At 71.0% G+C, this 16,414-nt stretch carries 15 protein-coding genes; 6 read left to right on the plus strand and 9 right to left on the minus strand.

Annotated elements, in window-relative coordinates; translation table 11 throughout:
* Positions 1-552, plus strand: a 552-nt coding sequence (locus ABZV06_RS27350) for a non-reducing end alpha-L-arabinofuranosidase family hydrolase (protein WP_355625057.1), incomplete at its 5' end; no start/stop codon positions are given.
* Between the two features lie 88 nt (positions 553-640).
* Complete coding sequence (locus ABZV06_RS27355) at positions 641-1,039, plus strand: VOC family protein (protein WP_355625059.1); 399 nt, start codon at positions 641-643, stop codon at positions 1,037-1,039.
* Positions 1,040-1,065: 26 nt separating this feature from the next.
* On the opposite strand, the gene ABZV06_RS27360 is transcribed toward ABZV06_RS27355, so the two are convergent.
* Genes ABZV06_RS27360 through rph form a run of 3 tightly spaced genes read right to left on the minus strand, consistent with a single transcriptional unit; the run spans position 1,066 to position 5,359 of the window.
* On the minus strand, positions 1,066-2,313 hold the full coding sequence (locus ABZV06_RS27360) for a DUF6596 domain-containing protein (RefSeq protein ID WP_355625061.1): 1,248 nt from the start codon (positions 2,311-2,313) through the stop codon (positions 1,066-1,068).
* 1 nt (position 2,314) lies between these two features.
* Positions 2,315-2,671 carry a YciI family protein gene (locus ABZV06_RS27365; RefSeq protein WP_355248285.1) on the minus strand — a complete coding sequence of 119 codons (357 nt, stop codon included), beginning with the start codon at positions 2,669-2,671 and terminating at the stop codon, positions 2,315-2,317.
* 42 nt (positions 2,672-2,713) lie between these two features.
* A complete protein-coding gene (gene rph, locus ABZV06_RS27370; RefSeq protein WP_355625063.1) occupies positions 2,714-5,359 on the minus strand; it encodes a rifamycin-inactivating phosphotransferase in 2,646 nt (881 codons plus the stop codon).
* Between the two features lie 249 nt (positions 5,360-5,608).
* Here rph and ABZV06_RS27375 point away from each other — a divergent pair, with 249 nt between their 5' ends.
* Together ABZV06_RS27375 and ABZV06_RS27380 are read left to right on the plus strand one after the other, a co-directional pair.
* Complete coding sequence (locus tag ABZV06_RS27375) at positions 5,609-6,178, plus strand: alpha/beta fold hydrolase (protein ID WP_355248291.1); 570 nt, start codon at positions 5,609-5,611, stop codon at positions 6,176-6,178.
* A gap of 108 nt (positions 6,179-6,286) precedes the next feature.
* Positions 6,287-7,132 carry an alpha/beta hydrolase gene (locus ABZV06_RS27380; protein WP_355625065.1) on the plus strand — a complete coding sequence of 282 codons (846 nt, stop codon included), beginning with the start codon at positions 6,287-6,289 and terminating at the stop codon, positions 7,130-7,132.
* Positions 7,133-7,136: 4 nt separating this feature from the next.
* On the opposite strand, the gene ABZV06_RS27385 is transcribed toward ABZV06_RS27380, so the two are convergent.
* Both ABZV06_RS27385 and ABZV06_RS27390 read right to left on the minus strand, forming a co-directional pair.
* A complete protein-coding gene (locus ABZV06_RS27385) occupies positions 7,137-7,850 on the minus strand; it encodes a hypothetical protein (RefSeq protein WP_355625067.1) in 714 nt (237 codons plus the stop codon).
* Between the two features lie 176 nt (positions 7,851-8,026).
* Entirely contained in the window at positions 8,027-9,700 is a 1,674-nt protein-coding gene (locus tag ABZV06_RS27390; RefSeq protein WP_355625069.1) for a lectin, read from the minus strand.
* A gap of 277 nt (positions 9,701-9,977) precedes the next feature.
* On the opposite strand from ABZV06_RS27390, the gene ABZV06_RS27395 reads away from it, so the two are divergent.
* Both ABZV06_RS27395 and ABZV06_RS27400 read left to right on the plus strand, forming a co-directional pair.
* Positions 9,978-10,871: an SGNH/GDSL hydrolase family protein gene (locus ABZV06_RS27395; protein ID WP_355248302.1), complete on the plus strand. Its 894-nt coding sequence runs from the start codon at positions 9,978-9,980 to the stop codon at positions 10,869-10,871.
* A 106-nt stretch (positions 10,872-10,977) separates the two neighbouring features.
* On the plus strand, positions 10,978-11,658 hold the full coding sequence (locus tag ABZV06_RS27400; RefSeq protein ID WP_355625071.1) for a hypothetical protein: 681 nt from the start codon (positions 10,978-10,980) through the stop codon (positions 11,656-11,658).
* 18 nt (positions 11,659-11,676) lie between these two features.
* On the opposite strand, the gene ABZV06_RS27405 is transcribed toward ABZV06_RS27400, so the two are convergent.
* The 4 genes from ABZV06_RS27405 to ABZV06_RS27420 all read right to left on the minus strand — a co-directional run bounded on the left by ABZV06_RS27405 (position 11,677) and on the right by ABZV06_RS27420 (position 16,015).
* A complete protein-coding gene (locus tag ABZV06_RS27405) occupies positions 11,677-12,822 on the minus strand; it encodes a DUF6596 domain-containing protein (RefSeq protein WP_355625094.1) in 1,146 nt (381 codons plus the stop codon).
* An 8-nt stretch (positions 12,823-12,830) separates the two neighbouring features.
* Complete coding sequence (locus ABZV06_RS27410; protein ID WP_355248308.1) at positions 12,831-13,238, minus strand: YciI family protein; 408 nt, start codon at positions 13,236-13,238, stop codon at positions 12,831-12,833.
* Positions 13,239-13,368: 130 nt separating this feature from the next.
* Positions 13,369-14,409, minus strand: a complete 1,041-nt coding sequence (locus ABZV06_RS27415; RefSeq protein ID WP_355625073.1) for a LacI family DNA-binding transcriptional regulator — start codon at positions 14,407-14,409, stop codon at positions 13,369-13,371.
* A gap of 31 nt (positions 14,410-14,440) precedes the next feature.
* A complete protein-coding gene (locus ABZV06_RS27420) occupies positions 14,441-16,015 on the minus strand; it encodes a glycoside hydrolase family 43 protein (RefSeq protein WP_355625075.1) in 1,575 nt (524 codons plus the stop codon).
* Positions 16,016-16,414 lie beyond the last annotated feature (399 nt).

The following is a 16,414-nucleotide window of genomic DNA, read 5'->3' on the forward strand; positions in this document are numbered from 1 at the left end:
CAGACCCTGTTCACCGGCAGCATCTCCGGCTCCGGCACGGGCCCCATCGACCAGACCCTCATCGCCGACGACACCACCATGTACCTCTTCTTCGCGGGCGACAACGGCAAGATCTACCGCGCCAGCATGCCCATCGGTAACTTCCCCGGCAGCTTCGGCTCGAACTACACCACCATCATGAGCGACAGCACCAACAACCTCTTCGAGGCCGTTCAGGTCTACAAGCTCCAGGGCCAGAGCCGCTACCTCATGCTCGTCGAAGCCATCGGCAGCCAGGGTCGCTACTTCCGCTCCTTCACCGCCACCAGCCTCGGCGGCACCTGGACCCCCCAGGCCGCCACCGAGAGCAACCCCTTCGCCGGCAAGGCCAACAGCGGCGCCACCTGGACCAACGACATCAGCCACGGCGAGCTGATCCGCACTAGCGCCGACCAGACCTTCACCGTCGACCCCTGCAACCTCCAACTCCTCTACCAGGGCCGCTCCCCGAGCTCCGGCGGCGACTACGGACTCCTGCCGTACCGCCCCGGTCTGCTCACCCTGCAACGCTGACACCACCCACGTCGTGGGGCGGGTCCGGTGCCACGCCGAACCCGCCCCGCGTCACGTCCACGACCGCCCGTGTCTGCCAGGCTGGGTCATGCCCTTGAGCGCCCACCACCTCAGAGCCTCGGTCGCCGTGTCCGACATCGCGCGGGCGGTCACGTTCTACGAAGGCCGGCTGGGCCTGCGGGCGCTGCGATCCGCCCCCAGCGCCCACGTCGTCGACGGCAGCCGCATCTACGCCTCCGGCGGCGGGCCGGCCCTCAACGTCTACCAGTCGGTCACCGCCGGGACGACCGCGGCGACGTTGGCGACGTGGTACGTCGACGACCTCGACGCGATCGTGGACGAACTGACCGCAGCGGGCGTCGACTTCGTCCGCTACGAGCAGTTCGAACACGATGCGAAGGGGATCACCGCGCGGGCGGGTGGTGGCCGTATCGCCTGGTTCCAGGACCCGGACGGCAACACGTTCGCCGTCGAGGCCGACGTCTGACCGGCCGGCGGTGCACGGCGCGACGGTCAGAGGTGTCGTTCCACCTCGGTCAGGCGCTCGCCGAGGAAGGCGCGCTCGACGTCGTTGTCGGTGAGGGTCAGCGCCTCCTCGTAGGCCGTCCGGGCCTGCGGCCACTGCCCCATCTGGCGCAGGAAGTCGGCCCGGGCGGCGCTGAGGTATCCGTACGTGGCGAGGGTCGGATCGGCGAGCAGCGGGTTCAGCGCGTCGAGGCCGGCCCTCGGGCCGTCGCGTAGCCCGATCGCGACGGCCCGATTGAGCTCCACCACGGGGGAGGGCCAGCGCCGGAACAGGGCGTCGTAGAGCGCGACGATCTGGGCCCAGTCGGTGTCCTGCCAGCTCGGCGCCTCGGCATGCAGGGCGGCTATCGCCGCTTCCAGCGCGTACCGTGTCGGTGGCCGACGGCGCAGCGCGTCGGCCACCAGCCCCCGACCCTCGGCGATGAGCTGCCGGTCCCAGCGCGAGCGGTCCTGCTCGGCCAGCAGCACCAGTCGCCCGTCCGCCGAGGTGCGGGAGTTCTGGCGGGAGGCGTTGAGCAGCAGCAGCGCGAGCAGTGCCTTGATCTCGGCGTTGGTCGGCATGAGCAGGTGCAGCATCCGGGCCAGGCTGATCGCGCTGTCCACCAGATCCTGACGGACCAGCGCGGTGCCGAGTGGCGCCGTGTGGCCGGTGGTGAAGATCAGGTGGACGACCTCCAGGACGGCGCTCACCCGCTCTTCGAGCTGGTCCGGGCCGGGCACCCGGTACGGGATGCGCGCTGCGGCGATCTTCTTCTTCGCTCGGGTGATGCGGGCGGCCATGGTGGCCGGCTGCACCAGGAACGCACGGGCCACCTCGGGTGTCGAGAGCCCGCACACGAGGCGCAGCGTCAGGGCGACCTGGGCCTCCCGGGCCAGGGCCGGGTGCGAGCAGGTGAAGATCAGGCGCAGCCGGTCGTCGACGAGGCCGTCCTCCGGCCCCGGCGTGGTCTCGTCGGCGACGAGCAGCGGCATCTTCCGACGAAAGACGGATTCGCGGCGTAGGACGTCGCGGGCCCGGTTGCGCGCGATGGTGATCAACCAGGCGCCCGGTCGGTCCGGGATCCCGGTCTGCGTCCAGGTCTCCAGGGCCTGTGCGAATGCGTCCTGTGCGCACTCCTCCGCCAGGTCGAGGTCGCGGGTCAGATGGGCCGTGGTGCTGAACACCTGGGCCCAGTCGCGGCGGTGCGCCTGGGCTACCGCCGCGACGACCTCGTCCTTTGTCAGTCGGTCGGTCACGTCAGCCGTGGTCGACCACCGGGCGGACCTCCACGCCGCTGTGCGAGGCGCGCACCTCGGGAAGCAGCGTCGCCAACGACAGGACCTCGTCCAGGTCGGCCGCCTCGACGAGGTAGTAGCCGCCGAGCACCTCCTTGGTCTCCAGGAACGGGCCGTCGGTCGTCCTGATCTGGCCCATCGGGTCCGAGCGCAGCGTGGTGGCCGTGGCCGCCAGCTCGAGCTGCTGCCCGTCGAGGATCTGCGTGCCGGCCTTTCCGACGAAGGCCTCGTGCGCGGCGTCGTGCGTCTTCCACTGCTCGTCGGTCATCGCGTCCCACTGCTGGGCGTCGCCGTAGATGAGAATCATGTACTTGGCCATGGCGCAGGTCCCGTCCGTGTGCCGGCCCCCTCGGTGGGGCCCCTACATTACGACGTGTCGCGCGGACGGTGGATCGACAGCCGCGTCGGACTCGTCGAGGATCTCGACGTACCCGTCGGTGCCGTGCACACGGATCCGCTGTCCGTCCCGGATCAGCCTGGTCGCGTCCGGCACGCCGACGACGGCGGGGAGGCCGTACTCCCGGGCGATGACCGCGCCGTGGGTCATGAGACCGCCCACCTCGGTGACCAGGGCCGTGACGGCGACGAACAGGGGCGACCAGCTCGGATCGGTGTACGCGGTGACCAGGATGTCGCCCGACTCCAGCGCGGCGTCCGCCATGTCGGAGAGGACACGGGCGCGGCCCTCGACGGTCCCGCCGGACACCCCGAGGCCGGCCAGCGCGCCGGTCGGCACGTCGTCTCGTCGGTACGCCCCGGAGATGATCTCTCCCTCGGAGGTGAGCACCCGGGGCGGCGTGAGCGTCTGGTACGCGCGGAACTCGTCCCTCCGCCGCTGGATCAGCGCGTCGTCGACCCGGTGCGACCGCACCGCGTCGTGCAGCTCGGCGAAGGTGAGGTAGAAGACGTCGTCCCTCGCGCGCAGCACGTGGGCGTCGACGAGGCGCTCGGCCTCACGCAGCAGGGCCTGCTTGTAGACGAAGTAGCGGCTGATGATCGCGTACTTCGGATACTCGCGGTATCCGATGAAGGTGCGCACCCGGTCGATCATCCCTGCGGTCTCGTCGGCCCTGTGTTCCCCGTCCGGCAGGGCGCGTAGGCGTTCCAGCAGCTCCTCGCGCTTGCGCTGCGCCTCCTCGTACCCCTGTGCGAAGCGCCGTCGGGCGGCGCCGGGCTCGTGGAGCCTGATGTTGTCGAGGATCAGGGGTACGAGCGTGGTGGGGCGCTCGGCCCAGCGCGGCCTGGTGATGTCGATCTCGCCGACGCAGCGCATGCCGTACCGGTCGAGATACGCGCTGATGGCGTCGCGTGCCTCCGTGCCGCCCGCCAGCTTCGGCAGTTCGTCGAGGAAGCCGTCGTCGGCGACGTCCCGCAGGTAGGCCACCACATCGGGGTACGGACGGATCGCGTCCGCGACGTCGAGCAGCGCCAGGCCCATCTCCGACGTGACGTTGCCCGGGGCGGACAGCGTGAGGGTGTCGGCCGCGTTCCGCTCGCCCAACCATTCGGACAGGTGGTCGTTGAGCCACCAGGTGGCTCCCATCCCCGCCATGATCGCCTGCATGCTCAAGGGATCGGCGAGCAGCCGCTTGTGCTCGGCGAAGGCCTCGAACAGGAAGTCGAACAGCGCCGGTCCGGTCACGTTCGCGATGTCGCGCCGCAGTGCGGCGAGAGACGCCTGGCTGCGCTCGATCAGCTCGGCGACGATGGCCGGATCGTTCTCGATCGTGGCCGGCGCGCCGTCGAGCCGCGGGACACCGGGACCGTCCTGGGCCAGCGTCGGTACGAAGTCGGGGCGCTCCAGGAGGGATTCCAGCGCGTCCCGGGTCAACGGATCGGACCTGCCCGCCATCTCGAGGAAGCCGGCGCGGCCCGCGGGCGACGCCAGGAGCCGGGTGGCGTCGACGAAGAGCCTCCCCCCGGCCTCGTGCATCGGCGCCATCGCCGTGAGCTGCCACATGGACAGCCCCAACGGCCTCATGGCGTCGGTCATCATCTGCTGATGCCCCACGGACAGGTAGACGTGGTTCTCCTCGTCCCGGGCGGCGGGGACGGGGAACAGCGTCGTGATCGGCCGGCTCTGGACGATGTGGAGGTCGTCGTCGACCAGGCACCACTCGATGTCCTGCGGGCAGCCGAAGTGCGCCTCGATCCGCCGGCCCACGCGCACCAGCCGCAGGACCTGGGCATCGGTCAGCGCCGGCTGCCCCTGACGGTCCGTGCTGATCGGCTGCCTGACGGTGCCCCCGCCCGGGAGGGTGTCGATGGCGAGCCGCTTGGTGGCGATCGACCTGTCGATGATCGCGTCGTCCCGCACCCGGTAGGCGTCCGGGTTGACGAGCCCGGAGACCAGAGCCTCGCCAAGGCCGAAACTGGCCTCGACGGAGGCAGTCCTCCGGTTGGACGTGCGGGGGTCGGCCGTGAACAGCACACCGGCCGCCTGCGGAAACACCATCTTCTGCACGACGACCGCGAGGTGGACCGTCCGATGGTCGATGCCGTTGCGCTGCCGGTAGGTGACGGCACGCTCGGTGAAGAGCGAGGCCCAGCACCGTCGGACGTGCGCGAGGATGGCGGCCGTGCCTCGGACGTTCAGGTAGGTGTCCTGTTGGCCCGCGAAGGAGGCCGTCGCCAGGTCCTCCGCCGTGGCGCTGGACCGGACGGCGTAGGCCGTGTCCGCACCGTGCTGGCGCAGGGCTCCGTCGATCGCCGCCACCACGTCGTCGGGCAGGGCGGTCTCTTCGATGCTCCGGCGGATCTCCGTGCTGAGGTCGCGGACCGCGTCCCGGTCGTCCGGCGTCAGGCGCGACAGCCGCTCAAGGCGAGCCTCGATCGAGGGCACCTCGGCCAGAACCCGTCGGAAGGCGTCGGTCGACACGCAGAAGCCAGCCGGTACGCGGATGCCGTCGATCCGCGACAGCGCCCCCAGACGGGCGCCCTTGCCTCCGGCGGTCGCGATCTGCGTCTCGTCGACCTCGTCGAGACCCCACACGTAGCGGTCGGTCATCGCGTCACCTCGGTCCGGACGGTCCGTACGACCACTCGTGTCCTGCACAACACACGCACCTGGTGCCCCGATTCTTCGTTCGTTTCCATCTCCGGCCGACGATTCTGCGGCACCATGGGGGTCTTGCGGCAAGGCCCCCAACGCGATATACGTTAAAGTGGGAGCGGTTAGCGGTGGTGTTTTCCCCTGTTCCCGCTGCGAATGAAAATCGCGAGAAGCGGCACGGGCGCAGCGCGAAAGGGCGCAGTCGTGACAGCGGCAACGCAGATTCTGTTCGTCCAGGGCGCCGGCTCCGGCACGTACGACGAGTGGGACAGCCGGATGGTCGACAGCCTGCGGCGCGAGCTCGGTGAGTCGTACGACGTCCGCTATCCGCGCCTGCCCGACGAGGGCGATCCGCGTTACGCCACCTGGAGCGCGGCCATTCGGCGGGAAATCGCGTCTCTGGACGACGGTGCCGTCGTCGTGGGCCATTCGGTGGGCGGGACGATCCTCGTCCAGGCGCTCGCCGAGCGGCCACCGGAGTGTGAGCTGGCGCTCATCGTCCTGATCGCCGCCCCCTTCGTCGGCGCGGGCGGCTGGCCCGGCGACGAGTTCGAGCTGCCGGACGACCTCGGCGCCCGGCTGCCGCGGGACGTGCCGGTGCGGGTGTTCCACGGCCTCCGGGACGAGACGGTGCCACCGTCGCACGCCGGCCGGTACGCGGACGCGGTGCCCCAGGCGCGGCTGTACCGGCTGCCCGGGCGCGATCACCAGCTCGACGACGACCTCGGCGACGTGGCGAGGGTGATCACTCGGGACGTCCCGCCGCCGTGCTGACAGCACGCCGACGGTGGCCGCCGGTGCTGCGGCAGATGTCACTTTGACGAACAAGGCTAATAGTATTAGCCTCTAGCTAAAGCAATTAGCCAGCTCCCGGAGGATCCGATGACCGAGTACCTGAACGTCGACGGCGGCACCCTGGCGTACGAGGTGACCGGTGCCTCCGGGCCGCTCGTCGTCCTCGCCCACGGCATGGGTGACAGCCGCGAGGCGTATCGCTTCGTCGTTCCGCGCCTGGCTGCCGCCGGCTACCGGGTGGCCGCGGTCGACCTACGGGGTTGCGGTGAGTCGAGCGCCCGGTGGCCCTCCTACAGCCGCACCGACATCGCGGGCGACCTGCTCGCGGTGGTCCGTCACCTGGGCGGTCCGGCCGTGCTGGTCGGCCACTCGATCTCCGGCGGAGCCGCCACCATCGCCGCCGCCCAGGCACCCGAGTTGGTCAGCGGCATCGTCGAGCTGACCCCGTTCACGCGCAAGCAGTCGATCAAGCTGCGCGACCTGCGGGTCGCCCGTTTCCGCAAGGGCATGACCCGACTGCTCGGCACCGGCCTGTTCGGCAGCGTCGCGCTCTGGCGCAGCTACCTCGACGTCGCCTACCCGGGGCGCAAGCCGGCCGACTGGGCTGCCCGCACGACCCGGGTCGACGCGATGCTGAGCGAGCCCGGCCGGATGGCGGCGATGCGCAGGATGGGCCGGTCGGCACCGGTCGACGCGGGCGCGCAGTTGGGCAACGTCCGCTGTCCGGTCCTGATCATCGAGGGGTCGCTCGACCCCGACTGGGCCGACCCGCGGGCCGAGGGGGAGGCGATCGTGGCCGCGCTGCCGGACGGGTTGGGTCGGCTCGAGGTCATCGAGGGCGCGGGTCACTACCCGCACGCGCAGTACCCCGACGAGACGGCTGCCCTGCTGCTCGCCTTCCTGGGCGCGAACGCCCGCGCCCAGGGCCGGTAGGCGGTCAGGCCAGCAACTGTTCCCGCATCCGCGCGCCCAGGTTGATTCGTCCCACCGCGCGCGGGCCGGCCGGGTCGTGCACATCGAGGGTGTTGTTGCGACGCATGAGCGCACGGACCGGAGGTGGCAACCGGGGCGGGTCGTCCATCGCGGCGAGGACCTGCGCGGCGCTCGTGATCAGTCGATCCACGAACGCGGCGGCGTCGGTGTCCACCCGCACCCGGCCGTACTCCCAGCCGACGGTGGTGAGGTCGAGCAGTTCGAACACGTGTGTCGCCAGCGGGTTCGGGTCGGTCACCCGGTCGAGCCGGGCTGCCCGGTCGCCGACCACCGCGACGGCGGCGGCCACCTGGGCATACGGGTGGAAGCCGCACGGCAGCGCGAACAGCGGCCACCGCAGGCCGGGACCGGCCTCCATCCACAGCGGCCGGTAGTTCCGCCGGTGCACCAGGAGTCGCCGGCCGGTCCGCCGGTGGATGTCCTGGGCCTGCGCCCGCAGATCCACGTGTGCCTCGTCGGCGACCTGGCTGAGAACCCGGGCCGCCACCACCAGGCCGTCGTCGCCGCCCAACATGCTGGTCGCCGCTTCGACCTGCGCGGGAAACGGAACCCGCGTGTGTGCGCCGTATCCGTGCTGGAGGTTGCGCAGCAGCGTCTGCTGCCGCTCCGGGTCGAGTTGGACCCGCCCGCCGCCCAGCAACCGCTGGAGCCAACGCATGTCGCCTCGTTTCAGCAGAGCCGTCCCGATCCGTGGCAATGCTATGCGTCGGACGTTCCACGGGTGTCGCAGGGGTGAGCATGGGCGGCGTGGGCCGGCCGGGCGACGCGCGGGTCGGTGCCCGCGGACGTGCCCGGCCGGTCCAGGCCCTGCCCCCGCCTAGCGGGGACGGTTGCTCAGCTGCGGCTCCACCGCTGGCTGGCTGCGCCGTTGCAGTCCCAGATCTGGGCGCGCGTGCCATTCGCCGTACCGTTGCCCACCAGATCCAGGCAGCGGCCCGAGGCGACCGCCGTGATCGAGCCGTCGGCGTTGAAGCGCCACTGTTGGTTCGCCTGGCCGTGGCAGTCCCAGATGATCACCGATGTCCCGTTGGCGGTGCCGGCGTTGTTGACGTCGAGGCATTTGCCTCCGTAGACCCGCAGTTCCTGGGCACTTGTCGAGGTCCAGGACTGGTTGGCCTGGCCGTGGCAGTCCCAGATGATGGCGGTGGCGCCGTTCGTCTGGGACGCGCCGTTGACGTCCAGGCACCGGCCGGCGGACGTGCTGCGGATCGTCGACGTCGCGCTCGGCGGCGGCGTGGTCGGTGGGGGAGTGGTCGGCGGCGGCGTGGTCGGCGACGGCGTGGTCGGCGGCGGCGTGGTCGGCGGGGGAGTGCCACCGCCGCTGACCAGGAACATGGCGGCGCCGTGTGCCGGCACGGACGCGCTGATCGTGCCGGTCGACGTCGAGGTGGTGTGGGACCACAGGTCGCGCACGGTGTACGAGCCCGCGCTGCCGAGCCCGAGCGCGCTGGCAGTGGTGGAGATCGTGGTCGTGCCGCTGCCGCGGTTGAGCAGGACGGTGGCCACCCCGCCGGTGGACATCGGCTTGCGCCAGACCTCGAGGTCACCGGAGTCGCTGATCTTGCGGCCCTGTTGACCGCCCCAGTCCTGGTTGACGGCGATCACGTCGGTGTTGGTCAGGATCGTGCGGGTGGCCGCCGACATGGTGCGGATGTCGTTGCCCGCCAGCAGCGGGGCGTTCAGCAGCGCCCAGAGGCTGAAGTGCGCCCGGGATTCGGTGTCGGTGGGCCCGTTGCCGACCTCCAACATGTCCGGGTCGTTCCACGCGCCCGGTCGGGCGTACGACTCCTTGCCGACCTGCTGGTCCAGGATGCTCATGATGGAGTTCCAGTTCCCACCGATGTCGCCGGTGGTACGCCAGGAGTTGCCCACTCCCGCGCCCCAGGTCCAGACGCTGTCCTGGCCCCAACTGCACAGGCTGTACAGGATCGGCCGGTTGGTGGCGGCGAGCGCGTCCCGCATCGCGGTGTAGCGCTGCTGCGCGCTCCGGCCGAGGTGGTCGCCGCAGTTGTCGTACTTGAGGTAGTCGATTCCCCAGGACGCCCAGAGGTTGGCGTCGCGTTGCTCGTAGTTGATGCTGGCCGGGTACCCGGCGCAGGTCAGAGTCCCGGCCGAGGAGTAGATGCCCAGCTTGAGGCCCTTGTCGTGGACGTAGTCGGCGAGCGCCTTGATGCCGCTCGGGAACTTCTGCGGATCGGCGACCAGGTCCCCACTGGCGTTGCGCTGCTTGGTGGACCAGCAGTCGTCGATGTTGACGTAGCGGTATCCGGCCGCGGCCATGCCGCTGGAGACCAGCGCGTCGGCCGTCTGTCGAATGAGCGTCTCGTTGACGTTGCAGCCGAACGCGTTCCAGTCGTTCCAGCCCATCTGCGGTGTGCGGGCCAGCCCGTTCTCCAACGCCTCCGCGGGTTGGGGGGTGGTGAGCACCATCGCGCCGCTGACCACCGCGGTGCCGAGGGCAGCCGCAAGGATTGTGGGAAGCAGTAGGGCGATTCTTCGTTTGAGCACGTGCGCTCCTTGCGGTGGTTGACGGCGAGGGCCCACTGCCGTCCACAGGAGCCGATGACATAGATCGATGCCAATTTAACTCGCACGACACATGCCGTCAATACAGCCGGTGTCCGGCGCGGATCTCGACAGGTCGGAGCCCACCCCGCAGCCCTCCCGACCCACACTGTGGGACATTATTTAGTGAGGGTCATCTATATTGACCCCGCTCGGCGGCGGCGACAGGATCTCGGCACCACCACCACCACCACCACCGCGATCTCCCCTGGGAGGCGTCATGCCCCGTCCCCGCCTGCCGCTCCTGCGCGCAGCCACCCGACTGGCCGCACTCGCCGCGGCCACCGCCGGTGTCCTGCTCGCCGTCGCCACGCCCGCCAGCGCCGCGGTCCCCACCGGCCGTTACGTCGCGCTGGGAGACTCGTACACCGCGGGTCCGTTGATCCCCACCCAGGTCGACCTCAACTGCCTGCGGTCGAACCGCAACTATCCCTCGCTGGTGGCCGCGGCCGCCGGCTCGACGTCGTTCGCGGACGTGAGCTGCTCCGGCGCCACGACGGACGACATTCTCCACGGCGGCAGCGGCCAACTGGGCATCAACGTCCCACCGCAGCTCAACGCGGTCACGTCGAGCACCGCGCTGGTGACGGTACAGATCGGCGGCAACGACATCGGCTTCTCCGGCATCATCGGCGAGTGCGCGGAGGCGAGCCTGAGCAGTCCCCTCGGTTCGCCGTGCAAGAACCGGTACACCGCGGGCGGCACCGACCAGTTGCAGGCCCGTATCGCGGCCACGGTGCCGAAGGTGACCGCCGTGCTGCAGGCGATCCGCCGGGCTGCGCCCAGCGCGCGGGTCGTCGTCCTCGGATATCCGGCGATCCTGCCCGACAGCGGGTACGGCTGCTGGCCCGTCGTCCCGATCGCCTACCAGGACGTGCCGTACCTGCGCGGTGTCGAGAAGTCGCTCAACGCCATGCTGGCCAGCGCCGCCGGCGCGAACGGCGCCACCTACGCCGACGTCTACACGCCGTCGATCGGTCGGGACACGTGCAAGAGCAGCGGAACCCGCTGGATCGAGGGGCTGGTGCCGCAGAACTCCGCCGCGCCCTTCCACCCGAACGCCCGTGGCGAACAGGGCATGAGCGCCGCGCTGCTGGCCACCCTGAACGGCTGACCGGACGCGACCGGCCCGTCCGACCCCGCCGCCCGAGGACGGCGGGGCCGGACGGTCCCGCACGTCGCGTCCCGGACAGTCGGAGGTCGCTGCAAGGATCTTCGCCGTGGATGGATGGACCTACAACGATCGCCCCGAGGGCGTCCGCTTCCTGACCGATCGAGTCGCCGAGCCGGGCCGCGGCGAGATCGAGGCCGAGATCTGGGACTGGATCGTCCGTGGCTACGACGAACCCGGCGACTTCCTGGACTACCTCGACGACGACGACGATCGACACGGCGCCACCGCCGAGGACCTCACGTCGGCGTACGAGACGGCGCTGGCCCTCCGGCGCGAGCAGCAGCGCGGCTGGGGCGCGGTCCGCAGCAACCTCACCCGAGCGTTCGCCGAGCTCAACGAGGCCGGCGTGCTGGCCCGAGAGAACTTCAGCTGTTGCGGCACCTGCGCGTCCGCGGAGATCCACGACGAGCGCGAAGACTCCCGGCACTGGCAGGGCTACCTGTGGTTCCACCAGCAGGACACGGAGTCGCTGCTCGCGAGCGAGAACGGCGAGGTCTACCTCGGCTACGGGGCCTACCCGCCAGTGGATTTTGAAGAGGCCGCCTACTCGGCCCTGCCGGAGGTCGAGCAGCAGGCCCGTTACCAGGCCGACCTGGAACGCCTGCTGGACGAGGTCGCCTTCCCGGTGCTGCGCCGCCACGGCATGCGGGTGGAATGGAACCGCAAGCAGTCGCAGCGGGTCCGGGTGAGCGGCGCGCAGTGGTACGCGCCGCTGCCGAGCGCCTGAGGCGGGTCGTGCGACCCGTCAGCGCCGCCGGTGGTCGTTGAGGCGGGCGGCCTGGCGGGTCAGATGGTCACGCTCGGCGAGGTTGGCCGCCTTACGAGCCGCCTCGGCGTAGAGGCGGGCCGCCCTCGCCCGGTCGCCGTCGCGTTCGTGCAGGTACGCGGCCACCGCCGAGTAACGCGGCAGCGAGTCGTCCAACCCGGCGAGGGCTGCCAGCCCGGCTCGGGCCCCGTCGGCCGCGCCGACCGCCACGGCACGGTTGAGCCGGACGACGGGGCTGTCGGTGAGGCGCGCGAGTTCGTCGTACCACTCGACGATCTGCACCCAGTCGGTCTCCTCGGCGGTGGGCGCGTCGGCGTGCAGTGCCGCGATGGCGGCCTGGGCCTGGAACTCGCCGAGCCGGTCGCGGGCGAGGGCGGTCTGGAGGATGTCGACGCCCTCGGCGATGGCGGTCGTGTCCCATCGGCCACGGTCCTGCTCCGCGAGCGGCACCAGGCTCCCGTCGGGCGCGGTCCGGCTGGCACGGCGGGCGTGGTGCAGCAGCATGAGGGCGAGCAGTCCCGCCACCTCGTGGTGGTCGATCGCCGCCGCGAGCTGCCGGGTCAGCCGGATGGCCTCGGCGGCGAGGTCGACGTCACCCGTGTAGCCCTCGTTGAAGACCAGATAGAGGACGCGCAGCACGGTGGTGACGTCGCCGGGCTGGTCGAACCGAACGGTGGAGACGGTGCGTTTGGCCCGGCTGATGCGCTGCGCCATGGTCGCCTCGGGCACCAGGTAGGCGCGGGCGATCTGCCGGGTGGTCAGTCCCCCGACGGCGCGCAACGTGAGCGCGACGGCGGACGACGGCGTCAGCGACGGGTGGGCGCAGAGGAAGTAGAGCTGGAGAGTGTCGTCCACGGCGGTCGTGGGGCCCGGCGTCGGCTCGGCGTCGACGACGTCCTCCCGACGACGACGGGCGGCGTCCGCGCGGGCGGTGTCGAGGAACCGACGCCAGGCCACGGTGATCAGCCAGCCCTTCGGATCCCGTGGCGGGTCGGCCGGCCAGACGCGGACGGCCTCCACCAGCGCGTCCTGCACGGCGTCCTCGGCCGCCGCGAAGTCGGCTCCGCGGCGGACGAGAACGGCGAGCACGCTCGGCGTGAGGCTCCGGAGCAGTGCCAGGTCCATCGCGGAGGTCACTCCGTGATGGTGGGCGGTTCGGTGAGGAACGGGCGCAGCTCGAGCCACTCGTGGATCGGCTTCCCACCGGCGCCCGGCGCGGCCGACAGCTCACCCGCCAGCTCGACGGCGCGTTGGTAGCTGTCGACGTCGATCACCATCCACCCGGCGATGAGGTCCTTGGTCTCCGCGAACGGGCCGTCGGTGACCGGGGGGCGTCCCTCCCCGTCGTAGCGGACCCATTCCCCCTCGGGGGCGAGCGCCTGGCCCTCGATGAACTCACCGCTCTCCTCCAGGCGGGCCGCGAAGTCGCGCATGTACTGCACGTGCGCCGAGATCTCCTCCGGCGTCCACCGGTCCATCGGTACGTCGTTCAGCCCGGCCGGACCACCCCGGTAGTGCTTCAGCAGCAGGTACTTCGCCATCGTCGTGCTCCTCCTCGCTCGCGTGACCCGTTCTGGTCACGTTCACCCCGGGGACGACGCCGGGTGTGGTTTCTCGACATGGCCGCCGAAAAAAATCGGCCTCTTCGTGACCCGCTGCCCGACCGCCCTGCTACCGAATGCTGGGCGGTCCGGTGCTGCCCCGGACGACGAGCGCCGTGCCGAGTTCGTACCGCTCCTGCGGGAGGGTGTGGCCGTCGGCCAGCGTCAACGCGAGTCGAGCGGCGGTGGCCCCGATCTCGGTGAACGGCTGCCGCACCGTGGTCAGCGGTGGTGACGTCCAGGTCGCCTGGTCCACGTCGTCGAAGCCGACGACGCTGAGATCTTCGGGGATTCGCAGGCCGATGTCGTGGGCCGCCGCGTAGACGCCGAGGGCCTGGAGGTCGTTGCCGCAGACGAGGGCGGTGGGTGGCTCGGCCCGTGTCAGCAACTCGCGCCCGAGGTCACGGCCGGCCACGAAGCTGAACACCCCCTGCCGTTCGAGGCTGTCGTCGAAGGAGATGCCGGCGTGGTCCAGGGCGGCCCGGAAGCCGTCCAGGCGAGCCCGTGCGGCCAGGTCCTGCACCGGCCCGGTGAGCACTCCGATCCGCCGGTGGCCGAGGTCGAGAAGGTGCCGGGTGGCGGCGAGGGCACCGCTCCAGTTGTTCGAGCCGACGGCGGGGGTGGGGAAGAGTTCGCCGCCCGGGTCGATGGCGACGAGCGGTATGCCCATGCTGGCCAACTGTCGGCCGTGCTCGGCGGTGACGAGCGAGCAGACCGCGATGACGGCGGTCGGATGGCGCAGCAGCAGGGGCTCCATCCAGGGCAGCCCCGCCTCCACGCGGTGACGGAGGTCGACGAAGCCGACGGTGCAGTCCCGCGAGTCGGCGACCTCCTGGATGCCGCGCAGGATCTCCAGGGCGATCGAGGGCAGCATGTGGTGGAAGAGCACCTCGATGCAGAGTGTTCTCGCGGCGTCCTCGGGACGGCGATAGCCGTGGTCGCGGAGCAGCGCCTCCACCCGCTGCCGGGTCTGCTCACCCACGCCGGTGCGACCGTTGAGGACCTTGGACACCGTCGGAGGGGACACTCCGGCGAGCTCGGCGATCGTGGCGACGGGCAGGTCACCGCGCCGCGGTATGCGGGGGCGGCGCCGCCGGCTCTCGTCGCTCACACGGCGAGTCTACGGTCGCGGCGCCGGTCGTTCAGCCGGGCGGACGCGCCACCGGACGGTAGTCGAACCAGTCGAAGGCCGCGACGCCGTCGGTCACGTACATGCCGATGACCCGGCCGGTGAAGCCGCCGGCGACCTCGGTGGAGAGGTACCGCCCGTCGAGTTCGGCCAGCAGTACGTGGCCGTCCGCGGTCTCCACCTCGAACGTGATCATGTCGCTGGCGGCGGGGCGTACCCCGAAGGGTTCGTCGGTGACGGTGAGGTCGGCCGTGGACGTCACGGTCGGCGGGTAGAGATCGTGGGTCCGGGTGGTGATCGTCAGGACGAGCGGACCACCGGGTACGTCGAGGGTCGCGAAGACCTGCCGGAACGGTCCCACCCGGCCGACGACGCGGACGACGACGTCCTGGACCTCGATGTCGTAGTGGTGCGCCTCGTCGATGCGCAGGGTGAGCCCGGCCGTGCCGCCGTCCGGATCCACCCGCACGCTGGCGCGGCAGTCATGATGGCGTTGGCGGGCCGCCACGATCGTCGCGCCGGCGCGGTCCAGCGTCGTACCGGTGGCGTGCAGGGTGAGCCATCCAGGCCGCTCGGTCAACGACCAGGCCGCGTCGGGACGGGAGCGGGGCGAAACCCATCCGGGTGCGAGGCTGGTCGTGTCGAAGTCGTCGCGGTGCGCGCCCGGGTCGGGTGGGGCGGCCAGGGCCGGCGGGCTGCCGGCGGGTGCGGCGGTGATCTCTCGGACGGGGTCGACAACGGGCCAGCCGTCGACCCAGCGGACCGGCACGAGGAACGTCTCGCGCCCGAGCACGTGAAAGGGCGGCCACTGGCCCTTCGGCCGGATCCCCAGCAGGATCATCCACCAACTGCCGTCCGTGGCCTGCACCAGGTCGGCGTGCCCGGCCGCCTGGACGGGGAGGTCTGTGCTCCGGTGGGTGAGGATCGGGTTGGTCGGCGCGGGCTCGAACGGCCCCCGAGGGCTGCGGGACCGGGCAACCGAGACGGCGTGGCCGGTGTGCGTGCCGCCCTCGGAGAGCAGCAGGTACCACCATTCGCCGATCCGGTACAGGTGCGGCGCCTCCGGGTACTGCCCTCCGGTGCCGGACCAGAGCGCGATCGGTCCCTCTAGCACCCGGCCCGTGTCCGGGTCGATCCGGTAGCCGTCCACTCCCGAGGTCGTCAGCCAGCAGGTGCCGTCATCGTCCCAGGCCAGGGACGGGTCGACGTGGGGCAGGTCGAGGTAGACCGGCTCCGACCATGGGCCGGTGGGATCCGCCGCGGTGACGATGAGGTGCCGGCCGAGGCTGACGTTGGTGGTGATCACCCAGAAGCGGCCGTCGTGGTGGCGGATGGTCGGTGCGAAGATGCCGCCGGACGCGTTGGCGTCGGGCGGGATCTCCAGCTGGCTGGCACGGTCGAGGACGTTACCGATCTGTCGCCAGTGGACCAGGTCCCGGCTGTGCAGGAGCGGCACCCCGGGGAAGTACTCGAAGCTCGAGCAGACGAGGTAGTAGTCCTCGCCGACCCGACAGACGCTCGGGTCGGGGTAGAAGCCGGATACGACCGGGTTGTGGTAGCCCGCAACGGCCGACGAGCCTGAGGACACAGCTGCCACCTCCGGGCGGTCGGTGCCGGGATGTCGCGGTTTGTTCGCGATAACATCTCGTGGCTCTGGATGCTACGAACGAGCCGCGTCGATGGCAAGGTGCCCGGGCGGCCCGCCGTGGGCGCGCCCCTGCGCGCCGATCCGAAACATGACCGACACCTATTGACGCGCAGCGCTGTCATCTACGAAGGTCTATGGAGGATGCATGGCGCGCCGCCGGGAGCCCGGCACGCCGGGCCACGGCTGTGAACGTTGCCGAACGGTGCGAGCGGGCCGCACCTGTTAACGCTAACAGCAAGCGCCCACCACGCGTCCCCGGCCGCCGCCGATCGTCCCCGCCAGGACTCGAACGGCAAACCGGCCGTGGGCACGTCCCCGCCATAGCGCCAATTCCGGCGG

It is taken from the genome of Micromonospora sp. NPDC005172 (assembly GCF_040608555.1).
In the GTDB taxonomy this organism is placed as follows: domain Bacteria; phylum Actinomycetota; class Actinomycetes; order Mycobacteriales; family Micromonosporaceae; genus Micromonospora.